The sequence below is a fragment of the Moorena sp. SIO3I6 genome (assembly GCF_010672095.1).
In genome coordinates this window covers 32,049-49,794 of record NZ_JAAHHU010000032.1, presented here as the reverse complement: position 1 = coordinate 49,794, position 17,746 = coordinate 32,049, and the positions used below count along the sequence as shown (strand labels likewise).

The following is a 17,746-nucleotide window of genomic DNA, read 5'->3' as shown; positions in this document are numbered from 1 at the left end:
TCCCTAAAAAACCATAAATATGTACTCAATAAACTGGCAAACCCCTATCATGAAAACCAGAAGTGTTGAAGATTTCAAACCTTCAACACTTCTGATAATGTCCCTGCCAAATTTCAGGGGATTGCCTAGGGGTGGCAGAGCCCTATTCCGCTAAACTAAGGTCGATGATAACCGAATTCGGTATTACGTCTAACTATTTATTGGTTATTGGTGAATATCAACTCAAAGTCAGCGGTATCGCCACCACCGGCACCTCCATTTACTAAATGAATGTCTAGAGGAAGGGTTTGGTTCGGCGTAACAATCTCACGGACTCCTTGATTATCTTCTAGATCGTCGGTGTCACAACTCGTCCCTTCATATAGACGTGCATAACCATCAACCTCAAAGTTGCCAAAACTATTTAAAGCATCCAAATAGAGTTCGGCACGAACTTCATTTCCACAACATGATTTAAAATCAATCAGGTTTCCGGATTCGCCTTCTGCTAGAGAAATGTTGCCATTAGCAGGGACATTGCGACACTCTTCATCGCCAAATATTTCATCGTCAACAATGTCAACGGAACCTTCCAGTACAAGAGTTCTCGCGGCCTGAGCCAGAAGTATGGGAGTTGAATTGTTTGCAAATTGATACTCTTGGAAAGCAAAGGCTTTTGACTGAGATAAGGTCAGAGAAAGTACACAGACAAGAACAATTGTTCCGATTAATTTCAGACAAGATTTTACCAAGTTCATAGGTTTTTTGTGATTTTCAACTCTATATTTAAACTATAGAGCAAATTTTAAAAAAAAGCAAGGTGTTTTTTATTTTATTTATATTTTTTTTGAATTTGATTGCTCCGATATTTTTTGTAGTAAAGTACTAGAAAATGTAGTAAAAAACTACAAAAAAATAGGGAATAAAATTCCTTGTAGAGACATTTACTACAATGTAAGTATTTAGGTAATTATTTAGCCTTCAGCTGTCAGCTGAACATCAAGGTTTTTGGCCTATGGCTACGCTACGGTAACGGGAGCATTTAATAGTTCCAGATTAATCAGAATTGAAAGTCTGAGGATTTGCCCTTGGCCAAAGGCTGATGGCTGATGGCTTTTCCGATGTGGAACTGGCATCTTGTGTAGAACTGGCATCTTGCCAGTTTCCTCCTTATTTTCGGGCGGGCAGGATGCCCGGCGTTGCTTAATAATGGAATGATTTTAAGAGTTCTTAGGTGCGCGCCTCCTAGGGCGCGAGCAATCCCTCGCGGCCTTGGGTCGCACCTGTGGAATGGGCATCTTGGTGGAACTGGCATCTTGTGTAGAACTGGCATCTTGCCAGTTTCCTCCTTATTTTCGGGCGGGCAGGATGCCCACTCTACTCCTATTTATTCCTTGATTAATCGCCGCCGGATTGCGGCCAAGTGATTCCGCCCTCGTATTCCACTACCAGCACAATATCACTGAGGTTTTGCAGATCGAAGAATCCACGTGAATTGGAGTCTTCCAGAGACCAAGTTTGTGCCGAAAGATCATAGTCTATGGTTAAATCAGATGTTGCCGAAATAATATCCTGGTTTTCCTCAAGCGCCAGTGGGATCGGACTTTCTTCGGGAACAGTCAAGTTTAGAGAATAGGGAAAAATTAGAGTAGAATCATCAGCCTCGAATATCCGCAGGTATACTTTAGTGATAGTATAGTTGGCTAAATTACCACGGAACAGTTGAGGTGAGACCAGGAAGGAGAGAGAATTTGGATCTGAGTTTTGGAGCAACTGCTGTCGGAGGTTTAGAGTTAGGGAGCCAGTAAATTTCTGGATAGCACTAGTTACAGCTTCGGTAAATCCCTCCTCTTTGTCTCCATTAAGAGCCGTATAGCTAAGGGTTATAATTACATCGGTGATGGTTTCAAAGTCAATTGGATTGGTAGCTTTGGGCATCTCGAGTGTCCAATGAGAAATTGCCCCTGTGCCTTCAAAGGGAAGGTAGCGTTCGTCTTGGAAGTTTAAGACAAAAAGACCATTATCGTTGGCTCCCCTGGAAATAGCAATTTGTTGATCTTGTCGCCAATTTTGGCGGATCGAATTCGGAGGGTTACCCTGTGGAGTTAGCAACCAACTCACTCCATCAGGATCGGGTTCCATCAGCACTTTACTGCTGGTTTGCGTCAGTGTAGCGTTGATATTTTGGTAAGGCCCGACCACTGCAGGAATTGACACGGATATGGTTTTGATTTGGCGACAGTAGTGGCTGGGAAAGTCCAGAGCAAAGAGTTTCTCGTCAAAGTTAAGAATGCAACTGCCGTTAGTTTTAAGCTCCATAAAAGCATAGGGATCGAGTTGGCGCAGGGAAATGATTTTTTCGATTTCTAGAGTTCGCTTGTTACCATCAAAGTAAGCTTTTTCCAGTTGGTCGAGACTCAACATCAAACTTTCTCCAGCCAGGAGTCCTTGTTTGTTGCTATTCCAATAGGTGGGCTGGATAAAAGTCTTGTTGGTGTTCAGTTCGTATTGATAGGCTTTTTGGACGGCGGCGGCCATTTCCAAAGCAAGTTTGTAGGTTTGGAAATACAGATTGGACAACTGACCCAACATCCATTGATACAATTGTTGGTTGGTGAACTTGTCTTGAAGGAACTGTTCGATTTCAAGAGACTGTTCGACACTTTTGTTATGGGCGTCGAGATCGGCTTGGGCGGCTTCAACCCGGATGCTTGCTGCTTCGATTTCCATGGCAATTTGCTCGGTGTCCCATTCGGCCATCTGTTCCTGGAATTCCCAGTCTTGAGCACGGCGCTGGAATTGAGCGTTAGTAGAAGCCAGGGTAGATTGTTGATTTCTGATCTCAGCGGAAGTTTGTGCAATGACGGCACTTGTATTCGTGGCCTCACCGAAATTCATACCCCCATTAGAGGTTCCAAAGATACTGGGCAATAAGTAAGCGGCAATGGCCGTCCCTTCCAGGGCTTTTGATAAAGTGTACGAGATTATGGAGCGAGTCATCAAATCAATAGTGGCGGTTTCCCCGGAACTCAAGCCGCTGGCCAGGAGGTTTTGGTAGTACTGAAGGCGGTATTGCGCCGCTCCTAAGCTTTTTTCTAGGGCATCAAGGGTAGCGCGAGCATCTTCAATTTGTTTTTCTTTGGTTTTAGTAATTAATTGTAGTAAAATTGGCTGTTGACTTGCTTGCAGCAAGGCCAGTGCTTCTGCGTCTTTTTTCTCTAGGGTGGCGAGTAAGGTAGAGCCGAGTTGAATAACCGTGTTGGTCATGCCCTTGGCGCGATCGAGCAAGTAAGAGAAACGGTAGTGGGGAACGGTATCAGCAGTGAACAAGGTTAGACTACTGTCACCGGAAGCAGTTTGACTCACCATTTGCATCGGGTCGATGACGGGAGAGAACAGGGCAAGTTGTCGCTCGATGCCTTGGATGTTTTGGCAGTGGCGGATTTTGTAAAGGCGGTCTTCAATGCGATCCCAATATTGAGCAAATTCAGCGTTTTCACTCACACAGAAGTAAGCATCAAGGACATTGAAGGGCATGTCGTCAAACTGGCTGACATACTCGTTAAACTCTTCTAGAAAATCTGCATATTGGGGGTAATTTTCAAGATCTATCAGGAATTCGGGGATTGTCCCACCTGCTCCTGCTTGGATCTCCGCGAAAGTTATCGGTGGTGGAGTAGGTGGTTTACCAAGGTTTTTGGGTTTCGGTCCTAGGAGGTCATAGGCGAGGAGATAGAGGGTAGTGGCTTGGTTGATGGCTTCCCAGTTATCTTGGATAAAGAGCGCGTCGGCCCAGTCGATCAAGTTGTCGATGTATTTCATCACCACAGCTTTTTGGTATGCACCAATACGCATACGGGCGATTGCATGGGGGTCGTAGGGGTTTTCTTGATAGGCTTGGATAGTTGCTTCGTTGGTTAAAATATCTTCGAGTGTCTCTAGGTTTTGTCCTCGGAAAGGCAGGAAGCGCCAGTAGCGATCTGAATCTGTTGTCTGGCCGGAAATAGTGGGGTTGAAAATATATTGATACCAGAGGCGGGCGCTATCGTAGGACTGGTGGGTATTTAAGGTGGAAGCAATCAGGAAGGGAATATGGAAGAAGATTTCCCAAAAATATGGACCGTAAGCACCATCGAAGTCAAGGGGGCTACTAGGAATCAAAGGAAAATCGGGTTCATTGAGCTGTTGAGATTCTAGGGAAAGTAAACCATCAAACCCCTTGGCAAACAGTTTCTGACTCAACTGCTGAATCAAGTCAGTGGTCAGGCGCTTGCTGATGTCATTGTCATGTCCGTCAAGGTCATAAAAGGCTGTGGCTTTACTACGATCTTGAAGCACAAATCCTGCAGATTCACTTTTAATGGGACTAACGGTGGTATTCACAGAGAGGTCTAAATCCGGTAGCGGGTTAATCTCTGGACGTAAGAGATTAAAAATGTCCACGATGTCATAGTATTTTCCTACTGTAGTCCTTTCGAGATCGTTACCTCCTGCCAAGAGGATTACATTTCCGACTGCTGTGGCAGCCAAATTACTACGAGTCTGAGAAAGTTTTAATCCGGGATTCGATACATCAATTAACGTGCCACCATCGAGATTTTGATATTGAAAAACATCTATAGCGTTATAGTAAGCACCAGGACTTTTACCTCCCGCAAAGACGACTAGATTCCCCACTGTCGCACCAGCCAAAGATTGCCGACTCTCGGAAAGTGTTAATCCGTGACCCGTTACTTCAGTTAACGTTCCATCATCGTCGCGAAAAACATCGACAACTTGAGAATCTACACCGCCAGCAAAGATGGCTAGATTTCCTACTGTTGCCGCCGCCAAAAAGCTACGAGCCTGAGAAAGTGTTAATCCGTGACCCGTTACTTCAGTTAACGTTCCATCATCGTCGCGAAAAACATCGACAGCGTCAGAGGATGAACTCCCAGCAAAGATGACTAGATTTCCTACTGTTGCACCCGCAAAATATTTACGAGGCTCAGAAAGTGTTAATCCGTGACCCGTTACCGGAGTTAAAGTCTCAGTCCCATCATCATAGCGAAAAATATCAATAGTGGTGGATGCTAATCCCCTATCGTTTTGACCACCAGCAAAGATAACTAGATTTCCTACTGTTGCTGCAACCAAATAGCTACGAGGCTCAGAAAGTGTTAATCCGTGACCCGTTACTTCAGTTAACGTTCCATCATCGTCGCGAAAAACATCTACATTGTCGCTGTAAAGATTATTCTGGTAATTGTAACCGCCAGCAAAGATAACCAAATTTCCTACTGTTGCACCAGCCAAATTGGTGCGCTCTTGAGAAAGTTCTAGCCCGTTGCTATCCAGCTTGATTAAAGAACCATCTGCTTGATATTGAAAAACATCTACAATTTTTGAGGAAGATCTGCTACTTTTATCTTTTTCTCCTCCAGCAAAAATTGCTAGATTGCTCACTGTAGCTGCGGCTAAATTACTGCGTGCTTCGCTTAAATTTTGCGGTTCAAATCCTAACACTGGCAACAAATCGCTAGCAATTTTAGCCAGAGGCTCTAAACCTGCGATTAAAGTATCTAAATTTGTATTAAATTCACTAACTGGCGTACCAGAAAGTCCTCCGAACCAAACATTTATAAGTTGAACGTCAGGTTTTTCGGAGATAAAATCCACTAGAGGGTAAACTTGATCGTAAAAAGTATCTGGAATATCTCCCGATTCGTCATCAGAATTAGTTGCATTTTCAACAAGGGTTTGTGCTGCAACCCATTTCTGATTGCTATTTAAAAATGAATACTTAACAACTCTTTTCTTTGTCAATTGTCCCGTTTCACCATTCTCTGCCAATTCTTCCGTTCTACCATCAGTCTCTTGGAGCTCCACCCAGAAAATGAATAGACGATCAAAGGCATAGATCGGTGCAACGTAGTCCGAGTCAATCTGTAACTCAATTTCTTGCCAGTAACCCCACACTGGCTTGTTTACGGTTGCTTGCTCGCAAGATCGGTAATAAAACGTCGGGGGGTCGGTAACTGTTTTCGCCACCAAAAATAATGTTTGGATCGGTTCTTCGCTCTTCGGGCTTTTAACTGGGTAATAACAACCATCAATAATTTGCAGTTTTGAGAGTTCGTACAGGGCATCAAAATAATTAGTATAAGCCTCTTCTACTGCTGCTGCTGTCACGTCTGATTGTAATAACTGATCTTGCAGTTCCTTGAAGAGCGGTGAAACATCTGGGCGCAGGTTGGGGTCAATGTAGTTTTCGGGATAGAGAAACACCTTGCGGTTAACTTCCCAATTGCGATAGTTCATTAACCAATCCCACCATGTTGGCGAAATATCGACCTGGGTTACTCCTTGCTCTATGCCCATACGACAACGCTGCAAATAAGTCTGTACCGATAGCGTGGCGAGCTGAATGTAAGAATTACAGGAGCAACTGGTCGTTTCCACATCCAAGAGTATATATTCCGAGAGTTGGCGTGAGTCTTCCATCTCCAACTTCCATACAGCAAAATCTGTCAAGACTTTGCACTTACTCTCTTGCCATTCTCCATTGAGCTGGCCATAAATATCTGCCCATTGGCTGTTATCGTACTTTGCTTTCACAAAGTTGGTAATGGATTGAGCAATATTCTGATAAGTAAGACCTGTGCCATCATTCCAGTTGTTAGCGACTGTTCCATCTGTTAGCAATTTGCAGAATTCGCACAAAAAGTCAATAGTGCAACCTAAGATAACACAAAGATCGAAACACTTTTTGAGTTTGAGTATGCCTGCCACTGACTGTTCGAGTTGACCGTCATTGAGATAGGTAATGGCAGCGTTGATTTGGTCTAATTCCCAGCCTGTTAATTCTGCTAGGGCTGCAACAGTAGGGTTTGCTAAATATTTCAGTAAATTGTCTTCTGGTTGATTGAAAGAATTCAAAAATTCTTTTTTAAATCGGTATAAACTCTGGACATCTTCAATGGAGGGGGCAGTCAGGGAACTGATATTATAGGCTGCGGGATCTGCCTGGATTTTTTCAAGTTCTATTACTGTTAAATCTAACTTATCAACCAGCAAATCCATCCTTGAGATGTACTTTAAGCAGCCAACAATCTTATCCCATTCCGTCCCGGGGATAGTCACTGGTGTTAGCAAAAGTGCGATATAGTCGTCGGATCCAACGGACTCTGCACCCAGTGGGGCTAAAATCGCAAACAAATTTGGATCCATCCCAAAATGGTCGGCTATCTCTTGATTTAGCTTATTGTCTAGTTGTTGCTTTTTTGCCGGAAGATGTAGCTCGTTGCGCTCGGGCGGTAATTGAACTTTTTGCCATAGAGACTCCATCGACGCTTGCATATCTTCTTCGCGCAAAAAGATATCCACATCGGTGTATTCAGTGCCAGTAAGAATGTAGTCGAGTTCGTAGACATTGAAACCGGATGCTTTTAGCCACTGGGAAAACTCTAGGATTTCATAGAGTTCATCGATCGCAATCGTGTCAAGATTTTGGAAGGATTTACCAAGAATCTGTAATAGTAGCTGGTACTCATCAACTGTTAATTTGACGAGCTTCAGCATTTGAGATGTCCGAAACAGTCTTGATAAATTGGCAAGATTCAAGTTAATAGGTGATGTATCACCCCAAATTCCCTTGGCTATTTTGATCAGTTGATCATTACTCAGTTGTAAAGCAGCAATCAGACGGTTGGTTAAAACACTATCACTAATATCCCAAGAAGTAGATGAGTTTGGATCGAAGGGCTCTTGTCCTTGAACCGTGAAGGGATTGTTAAAGATGCGATCGAACAAGTCTTGAGGTCGCTCGGGTTTATCCCCTTTCCCGATGGTTTTCATGTCGTACCAAAAACTACATAGCACATCTAGGGGCAATGCAGTCCAAGCTTGTAGTTCCTTGATTTTGGCAATGTTTTGGGTTGCATTTTCGTCAATATCACCAGCTTCAATAGAAGCGATCGCCCAGTCCAAGTCATCAAATGACCAACCGAGTTTATGGGCAAGGCGCAAGAAGCGATCGACGCAATCGAGTGGACCGAAACCAAGATTTTCAATGTCACCGGTATTACTCAGATTGAGATATGAACCGCTTAAGTCTTTATTAATATAAAATTGAGCAGCTACACTAGCATCAATCTCATCTTGAGACAAATTCTGATATAATAGGGAGTCTAAGTCCTGTACGGAGAGCTGGGTTTGTTGGAGAAAAGTGTCTTTATCCGTTAATCCCCAGAAATTAGCTCCGGGAGCCCCGCTAACCCCATATCGCTCTGCGATACTCTCCTCAGTGATATTGGATGTGATAATTAATTGATATGCTTCTGGAGAAAAGCTGATGTATTCTCGTGCCCAAACACTGTCTCGAGGAGTTTGGGGGTGAAAGACTGGGTAAATTTCTGCAGATGTAAGATTTAGATAATTGAGATAGATGCGATTTTGTTCGAGGTAGGCATTGAAGGGCAAACTCTGGGGATAGTTAGCTTGCGCCAGATCCTTATAGGGTTCTCCGCTTAGGTCTGAGTCCTCTTGAAGTCTTGCCTCCAAAACTTCGCTGACAATTTGAACGTAGGGAATCGTATCGTTAGTATTGTCACAGGTCAGTGGAATATCTTGTAAATCGGGGCGACGCTCATTTAGACTCAATCCTGTGGGAATAGTATTTTCTGGAATTTGGGTGATATATTCATCAACAATCCGCAATAGATCGACTAAATAAGCACCCGGACTGAAAATAGATTGACAATGTTCGCACTGCAAATAGTCGAGACTGCCAAATAGTTCTTGATAGCTTGGTAGGGTTTGCAAGCTGGTTTCTAATTCCGCTGTGTTGTTAAACAACGTTGTGGCTTCACGTGGCGAACTAAATTGAATCACGTTAGCCAATAAAACCAGCAAGCCCTTAGTTTTTTGAGTGGCGTTGCGGTGAATGGAGCGAGCAGTTTCTGGGTCGAGGTTGGAGGCTTGAATAAAATTAGTTTGCGACCGGGAAGCAATGGCTAATGCTGAGTCTAATTTCTGCTCGCTTGCACAGAGTTGAACGGCATTTTCTGGTTCTACCCCCAATCGTAAGAGTCGCTGGTAGCCTTTGAGGCGATGGCTTATTGGCTCTTGCTCCAAACCTTCCCAATTTAATGCTGTAACCGCATCTCGATCGAAAAAGTTGAAGGTTTTGAGGTCAAATTCGGGGTGGCGATCGAAAAATGGCTTGAGGGTTTCGTTGTTTTTAATTGCAGTTAAGTCTGACATAGTTTACCTTGATGATTTTGTTCTGTATTGATTTTGAGGGGTTATAATGCAGCTGAAAATCTTTGCTTTAGTTAATCGTAATCGTGTAAAAGTGGCATCTTACCTTTGCTAACCTTCTTGGTCTGCCATTGTCCTTGTTTGGTTTGCAGCTTTGATGCTTGATGCAAGGATTTTTTACCTTGTTTTTGTACTTTTTTATCGTCAGCTGTTGCTAGTTTATAGGTATTGCCTGCAGTTGAAAGTGATGGAGTAAATCGAGACACTCTCGTCTGAGATGAACCGGCTTTGGGCACCCCTTTCAACTTATCTTTCTTAGTCGGTTTTCCAAAAGTTGCCTCCAAGTGTCTGTAGTGTTCTTCTGAATTTTTGCTTTCCTCTGATATGTAATCCAGATAGTCATCAATATTGTTGGCAGAAGCAGCTAAAGCAGCAGTACGTCCATCGGATTCCTTTATGGTCTTCTTAAGCTTTTGGGCATCGATTCCTATTTGCACTAAGTCTCCGGGACTCACAGGAAGCACTTCATCAAGTCCTGCCATTCCCACTGTGCTCGCGGCTTGAACTGCTCCCTTTTCTTTAATGTTCTTTTTTGCTGCTGATGCTTGTTTTTTCTTCAAATCCTCTAGAGGAGGTAAAGGCTGACCTGAATCGTTAGGAATGACAGCATCTATTGCTGCATCTATAGGAAGATTAGCTACCGTAGATGCTCCAGGTACACCTCCAGTTACCACTTTAGTTCCTACATGCGCAGTGGTTTTTACGGCATCGCCTGCTACTTTTCCTGTACTGTAAGCAACAGCTTTCTTACGACCTATACCATGGGCTGTCTTCGCTGCATCTATTGCTTGGCTGGCTTCTAATACATTTTGATGGGATGTCATCGCTTCTTTTAGCAAGTATTCGCGTTGACCGCCTTCAGGAAGTAATCTTTCTCGATCATCACTTTTGTGCCCACTTTTAAATGCACCTTTCAAACCCTTAACCATACCTAAATTATCAGAATATCGTATCGGATTTCCCGATACAAACTCATACAAATTCAACCCATCAACAGTACCAGCCGGATCGCAACTCATCCACCGACCTAACCAAGGGGCATAATAGCGCGCACCATAGTAATACAAGCCCGTACTCCCATCCCGTTCCTTACCCGAATAGCGGTAGTGCTTTAACTTGACCTCAGCTAAATTTGACCCGGCCACAAATGCCGTTCCCCCATAAGGGAAATACTCCTCATAACTGATAAGTTGCCCCCCATCATCCACCTCCATCGCAGCCGAACCTAAATGGTTGTCGAGTTGGTAGCGCACTTGGGGATTGCTCACTCCCGTAGGCGGTGCCCCCATCGTCCACTGGTTGCGAACGGCAACACAAGTGGTATCATCCATCACCCGCAAACAACGGCGTTCCTCCGTAACAGTTTCTCCCTGTCGAGAAAGCCGAATTTCCACCACACCGAGATAAATCACTTCCTCAATGTGGGTCATATTACCTCCAGAGCCATAGCGTTCGGTAACCTTACGCACCCGAGTACCACTACTGTCGTAGACATAATATTCGGCATCGTTATTATTATCGTCTCGGTCAATAATCGTCACATTGGCAATATTATCACGATAGTTCCACTGCACTTGTGGCAAACCCGACATTTGAATTTGGTTGCCATTAGCATCGAAAAATAGATCAATATCTGTGCTTCCGTTCAACAACTCCCTATCTACTGCCCGGTTGGAAGTTTCCGAAACCGTTAAATTACGAGTGTGAGGGGTTGCGCCTTGGTGGGTTATCTGGTATAAATTACCACTGTTGTCGTAAGTGTATTGACGGATGTAGTTTTCCACTGCTTCGCCATTGTTCAAATTCGGTAACTGTACAAATCCTACTTCCGGAATATCACTATGCTGCTCCTGCTGTCCAGATAAAGCCGGATGTTCCCTGCCCGTGGCTTCGATTAAACGATACAGGGAATCGTAGGTGTACTTAGACACGGGATCGACTTGCTGGTTATTGTTAAAGACTGTGTCCCAAGCGTTATCGGCAATTTGGGTGATATTGCCCACGGCATCGTAGGTATAGTTCAGGTCTTGTAACTTAGCCACATCACCAGAGCGCAAATTCCTGTCGTTGAACTTGGGCTGACCCCAAGGCCACATCCGCCCCAAAGCCTGGCGCAAAAACTGTGGCAGTAACCGACACAACCAATGAGGGGCAGCCTGCCTTTCCGCTCGCGCTGGTTGTTCTGCTGCTGCTAAGGTAGCTCCCCGCTGGGTCAAAATTCGGGTCAGTCGGAAGGTAGTGGGTTCGTACTCATAATCAGTGGTTACCCCATTACCATAAACAATTTGGGTGCGCTGTCCTTTAGGGCTGTAGTCGATATTCTCCACATAAATGGTCGCTACATCGTCTTGTGCATGTGTGACCTCCAGGTGAGCCAGCAGCCCGGACAGGTCATAACTCGGAGAGTGGACATTCCCATCGGCATCGGTTTCTTCAATCACCCGCCCCAGGGCATCATAACCAGCGGATGTGGTGTAAATGGTGTCTTCAAGCAAGTCCAGATTAATCTCACTCCAGTCGGCTTCGTTCTGATAGTCCTGACGCAATTGACGCTGGCTGCTGAGTGATTGTCCAGTGATGCTGTAAGACCCCACTTGCACCAATCCGGCTGAGTCGTAGTGTTGATAGACTTGGCCCCGTAGGTTGTAGTCTTGAGGATTGGTAATGGTTTCATCTTCACCGTAAACTGTACGCTCCACCACTTGATCTAGGATAGTTCCCCCATCTCCTCCCTGCACTAGCACTTGGGTTGGACGATGCAACACATCATACTCTGTGGTCACCACCAAGCCCCGTGAATCCCGGACATAGATGGGATTTCCCATCACGTTTTGCAATGTCCATTGAGTTCCGCCATCGGCACTAAGCGTTTTCAGGGGGGTTTGGGTCAGGTCATAAATGGTAGAGAAGTTATTGTAGCCCTGCTCTGCCAAGCGGGGATCGGCACTGGAAAGTTGATTGCCCACAATATCCAGCTCGTAATGGGTCACTAAATCTTGAACGGTGGATTCATTTTTACTGACGAGTTGCTTAATATCTCGTATGATTCGTCCCAAATTGTCCAAAATCTTAATATCGGGCGTGTTGTAAAATTGAGCCGCTTTGACTAACGCTTGGTATTCTGGCGAGTTGGAATCAAGGGTGTCAATATTCTCTTGGTAGTAACTTGACTCTTCAATGGTGTCGTTTTCGTCATAGTGCTTCTCTTGCCAAGGGGTAAACTCAACTTTGGTAAAAAAGCCTTTGGGGGTATCGACTCGAACAACTCGTTGCAAGGGATCATAGTGCAGCACAGAGGATACCCCAAATTGGTTCAGGGTCGGATTGTCTACATACTCGTGGGTGTCGATGTAGTAGGGTTCGTACTCCTGGACGGGGTTGCCCTTGTTGTTGTAAACTACTGCTCCAGAACTCAACCAGCGATTGTCAGTGTCTATTTCTTCTACACTGGTATAGTTGACAGAAGAAAAGGCTATTCCTGGTTCAACCCTGATCTTGGTTTGTACTTCCCGCCCAAACCCATCGCTGTAGCTGATGTGAGTTTGCACTCGCGCGTCGATTGGGTAATCTTCAGCTACTAAATTTACGGCGTGAACAGGAATACCATCATTTTCCCAAGTTAATACATCGTAATGGAAATAACTGGCAGCACCTTGCAAGTAAGTTTGAGGATTAGCGATCGCTTCTTCCATATCGAATTCTTCTGAAGTGGGGGCGCTCAACTCAGCAAAACCAACTCGGTCACCGTTTTCTGTGCCGTAGTAGGAGGCTAAAACTACCATCCCCAGAGCATCATATATTACTTCGGAAGTATTATCGTTAATATCCCTAATTTTCTGGGGTTGCAAGACTTGGTAATCTATGGCTTCAACTGTTGTTTCGTTACCGATGGCATCTGTTACTTTCTTTACCAACAGATAGTAGTCATCATATTCAATTCCAGTGACATTCCCATAGGCATCGGTAGTCTCGGTGGGTAAGTAAAAGCGTCCACTATCCAGATAAGATTGCCTTAATCCCGGGTCCCACCAATAGCCACTCTCAAAATCGTATTTCCCTTGGTTAGCCAAATAATCTTCTAACTCGGCTCCTTCCAATACTCCTGAAAAGGCCAACTCGATTCCTTCCTGGGAAACCACAGCCCCTTTGCTGAACGCCAGTAACATCTGAGGGCTAACTTCCCCTAAAGGTAAAACAGTTCTGAGGGCTTCATCCCAATAGAAATGTTGCTCCCAAGCCAGCAAGTTATAATCATCGGGTGCCGTTAAGTTGTCTATTCTGTTGGAGATTGTCTCAACATCAAAGTAGTCTTGTTCTGACGGTAAGGAAATATTGAGCAGTTCGGAATTTTTACTTTCTGCGGGAACCCCTAACAACCAAACGTCGTTGTTTTCCGCAAGATTAATAAAACGATTTTCTGTATAAGTTGCTTTTAAACTAGTTTGTTCAGGAAGTGCCCCTGGAGTTCCCTCTCGCCTTCCGTAAGTAATCCCACATTCCCGCAACACATGACCATAGTCGTCAATTTCGAGGGTAAAATTATGAGCAATACGGGGGTCTTCTGGATTCCGTTCGTAATCGTAAGCTAGACTTTCCCGTTCCCAAACGTAAAAGACCGCGTATTTATTGTCCCCTTGAGGTTGTAACAGCTTGACGTTATAACTAGTTTCACTAACGCTATAAGGATTTTGGGCTACTTCTGAATCGTCAAGTCCGTAAACTTCCGAGTGCAAAACTGTTCCTTTTAAAGCTACATGGGCTTGCCGAACTTCTTCAGCACTCGGTTTTATTCTTCCCCAATCCAACGTAGGTAATGGTAATTGAGCAGCGTGAGTATCCCCCTGAAAATATTCTTGTTCGTACTGCTCAAACAAAGAAGCGTCTTGCTGCCACGCGCCGGTGTGATACCAAGTTTTCGTCAATATGGGCGGAACGTAAAAAGGCGACTGTCGCTCCTCAGCATTCAAAATTTCTGCATCTTGTCTTTCGACTCTGCCAAAGCCACGAAACACTCGATCTATCCGGTCATAATAGCCGTGATGGTAGCTATAGGAACTGACCAGCTTTGTATTAGAAATCAAATCAATAGTTTCTACCTTTTCTACCACCTGAACCGGAAATGGTAGCTTGGTTACCCAAGGGGTTCCCTGACCCTTGTCTTGGAGGTAATACTTAGTAGAACTAGCGTAAGTAATGTTTGATTCAGCTCCCAAGTTATTCTTAACCTGGTTCAACAGATAAGGCTTTTGTTTGGCGCAAAAGTCGTAATACCAATGGCGGGGCTGGATATGGTTTTGGCTAAAGACTAAACAAGTCGTCCCGTTGCCTAAAACATCAGCAAAGTTAATTTGATTTAAGCTATCCCAGGGACTCGGTAAATAAACCGTTAGGGGTTCGCTAAAGGAATTACCACTTTGGTTGAACCAAATCTCGATGCGATCGCTACTCACATAAGCTATATCTGCGGTTCCGGAACCGTCAATATCCACTAAAAACAGCCGGGAAGCATCCATTCTGCCCTCAAAGCGTGGGGCATTTTCCAACTGAATCTTCTTACCAAATCGCCCATAGCCTAGATTTGGCCAACATTCCAGCGCACCATCGGTAATTCGCACCAGGTGCTGTTTGCCAGTGCCAAAGATGTCGGCAAACTGCAGTGCTTCTTCTACAGCACCCTGTTTGAGGGTGGGTACATCATTCTCCTGTGGCCGGATTAGGGGCATAGCAAAGCCTTTTTCCCCTTCGGACGGATAAACCCGTAAGCGATCGCTTTCTACCAACAGGATATCCATCAATCCATCCCCAGTCACATCCACCATTTGGTTGTCTGGATTCTGGAAGTCCGTGGGAAATCCGGCAAAAGGCTGAAAGTTCTGCCAAGTATCACCATCAGGATCGTACTGATAATAACCCCTAGCTCCTGATGTGCTAACCACCAAAGCCATGCGTCCATTACCGGCGATATCCATTAACATCTGGTTACCATCTTGCACATGGCGTTCAATGGGGAAATTCTGTAGTTGTTTCGGTGGCCCATAGTTTACTCCCCCTGTTTCACCATTCCCACTTCCTTGTGATTCCCAATAAAGTGTAGTATTGCCGTCGCTATAGAGCACTCCCGGAATCCCTTCCCCGTAGAGGTCGATTGACATATAGTCTGGGGGTAGGTTCAGACCTGGTAAATCCTGACCGTTTTCTTGTAGGAGCCCCTCAAAGTTCTGTTGTTGAGGGGCAAAAGCCGTATAGTCAAAGTCTACGGTCGGTAAACGTTTGGTTTTATACTCCCCTTGCTCATAGCGATACCCAATTGACTCGACTTTCTTGAGCAGAGTCACCACCGGCGATAGTGGATATTGAAAGCGGGTGGCATGGACAAGAATAGGATTGCTATCAAATTCTTTTTCAAAACGATGAAACATCAAGATGTTTCGACATAACCTGTGGGTGCGAATTTCAAAACCAGCATCATAGGTCGAAAAGGGATCTTCGCGATTTTGCCACTGACCAACTGGAGTATACGGCGTTACGTTAGTTGGGCTAATATCGTACTCGCCGTAGTCAAAGACCACTTCAAAATGCCAGTTTACTTCTCCAACATCGTCACCCTCAACTAGGGGAGAATCGTTGCCATATTTAATTTTTTCTATGTATTTATTAGCCGTTTGCGTCCGATTTGCCTCATAAATAGCATCAGGAACATTATCAGTATTTTCTGATTTGTATTGATAAACAGTATAATTTCCCTTGGCATCAAAGGTTTCTTCTAACAGCCATTGAAAAACGTGGCTAGGATGCTCTGGATCATAGATTCTCCCCTCTTCTGTTTTGCCAAAAATACTGGTGACATTATCTGTACTTACGGTCTGCCAATAGAAATCCCCCGTCTCCTGGTTAATCCAGCGTTCTATTTTGGCAAACAATCCTTCAACTCGGGGACGATATGGAATAACTGTATAGTTGATTGTATCAATAGTTTCAGTGCGTTCTTTTCCAGCAATCGGCACTAAATCTTCAGCATTGGAAATCAGAAAGATATCCGTTTCATCGTATTTAGGAACCACCTTGGAGGTTTTGCGCGCAATATTCGGAATAGCCAGAGCAAACCCCAAACCAAAGGTTCCGTTTCCCGAACCAGAACTATACTGAACACTCAACTGCGGTTCAAAACCCCGGCAAGGAGTTGTCGGAATCGGAATAGATAGGCCAGCCGTGCCCGTAAATTCATTAGCCTGAAAGGTTTCGCCAATGCCCTGAATCGCTCCACCGCCTTTAGGTAAAGACAGTTGGTTTGTGGTTATTTTGCTATTTTCCATAATACCTTCATGACCGAATTGATGACCGCAGTAATGCTTGGTAACTGACTATTAAACTAATGCTTACCTCTTGTTTTATTCAAAAGCTGTTCGGTGTAGCGTGCCCATAAGCTGATACGCAACACGCTGATAGCTGATAACTGATTTTTTAGTACGTACTAGAGATGCTAGGCCATGAGTTTTTTTCATCTGTTTCACAACTCCTAATTGTATTAAATCAAGGAAATTTTACTTTCTTGAATATAGTAAAGCTAATTCAAAGTGTTTGTCAAATTATAAACCTCATATAAAACCTCATCTAAACCTCATGTAAAACCTCATGTAAAACCTCATGTAAAACCTCATAAACCTCATAAACCTCATAAACCTCATGTAAAACCTCATCTAAACCTCATGTAAAACCTCATGTAAAACCTCATAAACCTCATGTAAAACCTCATGTAAAACCTCATAAACCTCATAAACCTCATGTAAAACCTCATAAACCTCATGTAAAACCTCATGTAAAACCTCATGTAAAATTCCTAGATTCTTGTTCAAACTCAATGTCGTATAGGTAGTAGAGCCAAACATGCAGGATATGACAGCCTAACATCAGTAAATGTTACAAAAGTATGTTATAAATTATACTGAAAACTAACCTATTTACTATATGAGCCCAAATCCGGTTGTCAAAACCCCTTTCTAAAAATCGACCAAATCTTTTTACGGCGGTTTCCCTTTTAGCTGTAACTTTTGAGACAAATTTCGAGGGGTTTACCCTGGCTGAGAATGGGTATGCTTGCCTGATCGCTTCGATGTAACTGCTCAAGTCTGTTTTTCCATGTACCGGAAGTGACCGAGAATGCGTTCGCGTAGCGGCTCGTACCGAGCATCGCTTCCGGAGCGTAGCGTGACCATTCCCGTAGCGTGGCCTAAAAGCCAAGGTCAATCGCTTCCCAACAGAATTCAGTAACTTATATACTACTTTTTGAAGCATCGCTATTGTCATCGGATGCATCGGGAACAGGTCAAATTTGTAGAACAAATGAACTACTTGACAAAACCACAAAAATGCTGGCTCGGAGCAGGTATTAGTTGCAGAACAGATCAACTATTTACCATGATTAGCAAGCAATTACCCATGAGGGGGCTATAGAAAAAGTAAAAATATT

The 17,746-nt window shown here is 44.1% G+C and carries 6 protein-coding genes; 1 reads left to right on the top strand and 5 read right to left on the bottom strand.

Annotated features, from left to right (window positions below; all coding sequences use genetic code 11):
• Positions 1 to 197 precede the first annotated feature (197 nt).
• Both F6K49_RS12055 and F6K49_RS12050 read right to left on the bottom strand, forming a co-directional pair.
• Positions 198 to 737, bottom strand: coding sequence for a hypothetical protein (locus tag F6K49_RS12055; RefSeq protein WP_293096859.1), 540 nt, complete (start codon positions 735 to 737; stop codon positions 198 to 200).
• A gap of 261 nt (positions 738 to 998) precedes the next feature.
• Positions 999 to 1,133, bottom strand: coding sequence for a hypothetical protein (locus tag F6K49_RS12050; protein ID WP_293096856.1), 135 nt, complete (start codon positions 1,131 to 1,133; stop codon positions 999 to 1,001).
• A gap of 118 nt (positions 1,134 to 1,251) precedes the next feature.
• Between F6K49_RS12050 and F6K49_RS12045 the strand changes: the two genes are divergently transcribed.
• The gene (locus F6K49_RS12045) at positions 1,252 to 1,377 is read left to right on the top strand and encodes a hypothetical protein (protein ID WP_293096853.1); all 126 of its coding nucleotides are present in this window, start codon (positions 1,252 to 1,254) and stop codon (positions 1,375 to 1,377) included.
• On the opposite strand, the gene F6K49_RS12040 is transcribed toward F6K49_RS12045, so the two are convergent.
• From F6K49_RS12040 to F6K49_RS12030, 3 genes are all read right to left on the bottom strand, one after another.
• On the bottom strand, positions 1,378 to 9,222 hold the full coding sequence (locus F6K49_RS12040) for a neuraminidase-like domain-containing protein (RefSeq protein WP_293096850.1): 7,845 nt from the start codon (positions 9,220 to 9,222) through the stop codon (positions 1,378 to 1,380).
• Between the two features lie 71 nt (positions 9,223 to 9,293).
• Positions 9,294 to 16,592, bottom strand: coding sequence for a SpvB/TcaC N-terminal domain-containing protein (locus F6K49_RS12035; protein WP_293096847.1), 7,299 nt, complete (start codon positions 16,590 to 16,592; stop codon positions 9,294 to 9,296).
• Positions 16,593 to 17,196: 604 nt separating this feature from the next.
• Entirely contained in the window at positions 17,197 to 17,685 is a 489-nt protein-coding gene (locus F6K49_RS12030) for a hypothetical protein (RefSeq protein ID WP_293096844.1), read from the bottom strand.
• Positions 17,686 to 17,746: the final 61 nt, after the last annotated feature.

Excerpts from the sequence above, each read along its gene's own strand:
- F6K49_RS12055 (WP_293096859.1), bottom strand. The coding sequence starts at position 737 with ATGAACTTGGTAAAATCTTGTCTGAAATTAATCGGAACAATTGTTCTT.
- F6K49_RS12040 (WP_293096850.1), bottom strand. The coding sequence starts at position 9,222 with ATGTCAGACTTAACTGCAATTAAAAACAACGAAACCCTCAAGCCATTT.
- F6K49_RS12035 (WP_293096847.1), bottom strand. The coding sequence starts at position 16,592 with ATGGAAAATAGCAAAATAACCACAAACCAACTGTCTTTACCTAAAGGC.
- F6K49_RS12050 (WP_293096856.1), bottom strand. The coding sequence starts at position 1,133 with ATGCCAGTTCTACACAAGATGCCAGTTCCACATCGGAAAAGCCATCAG.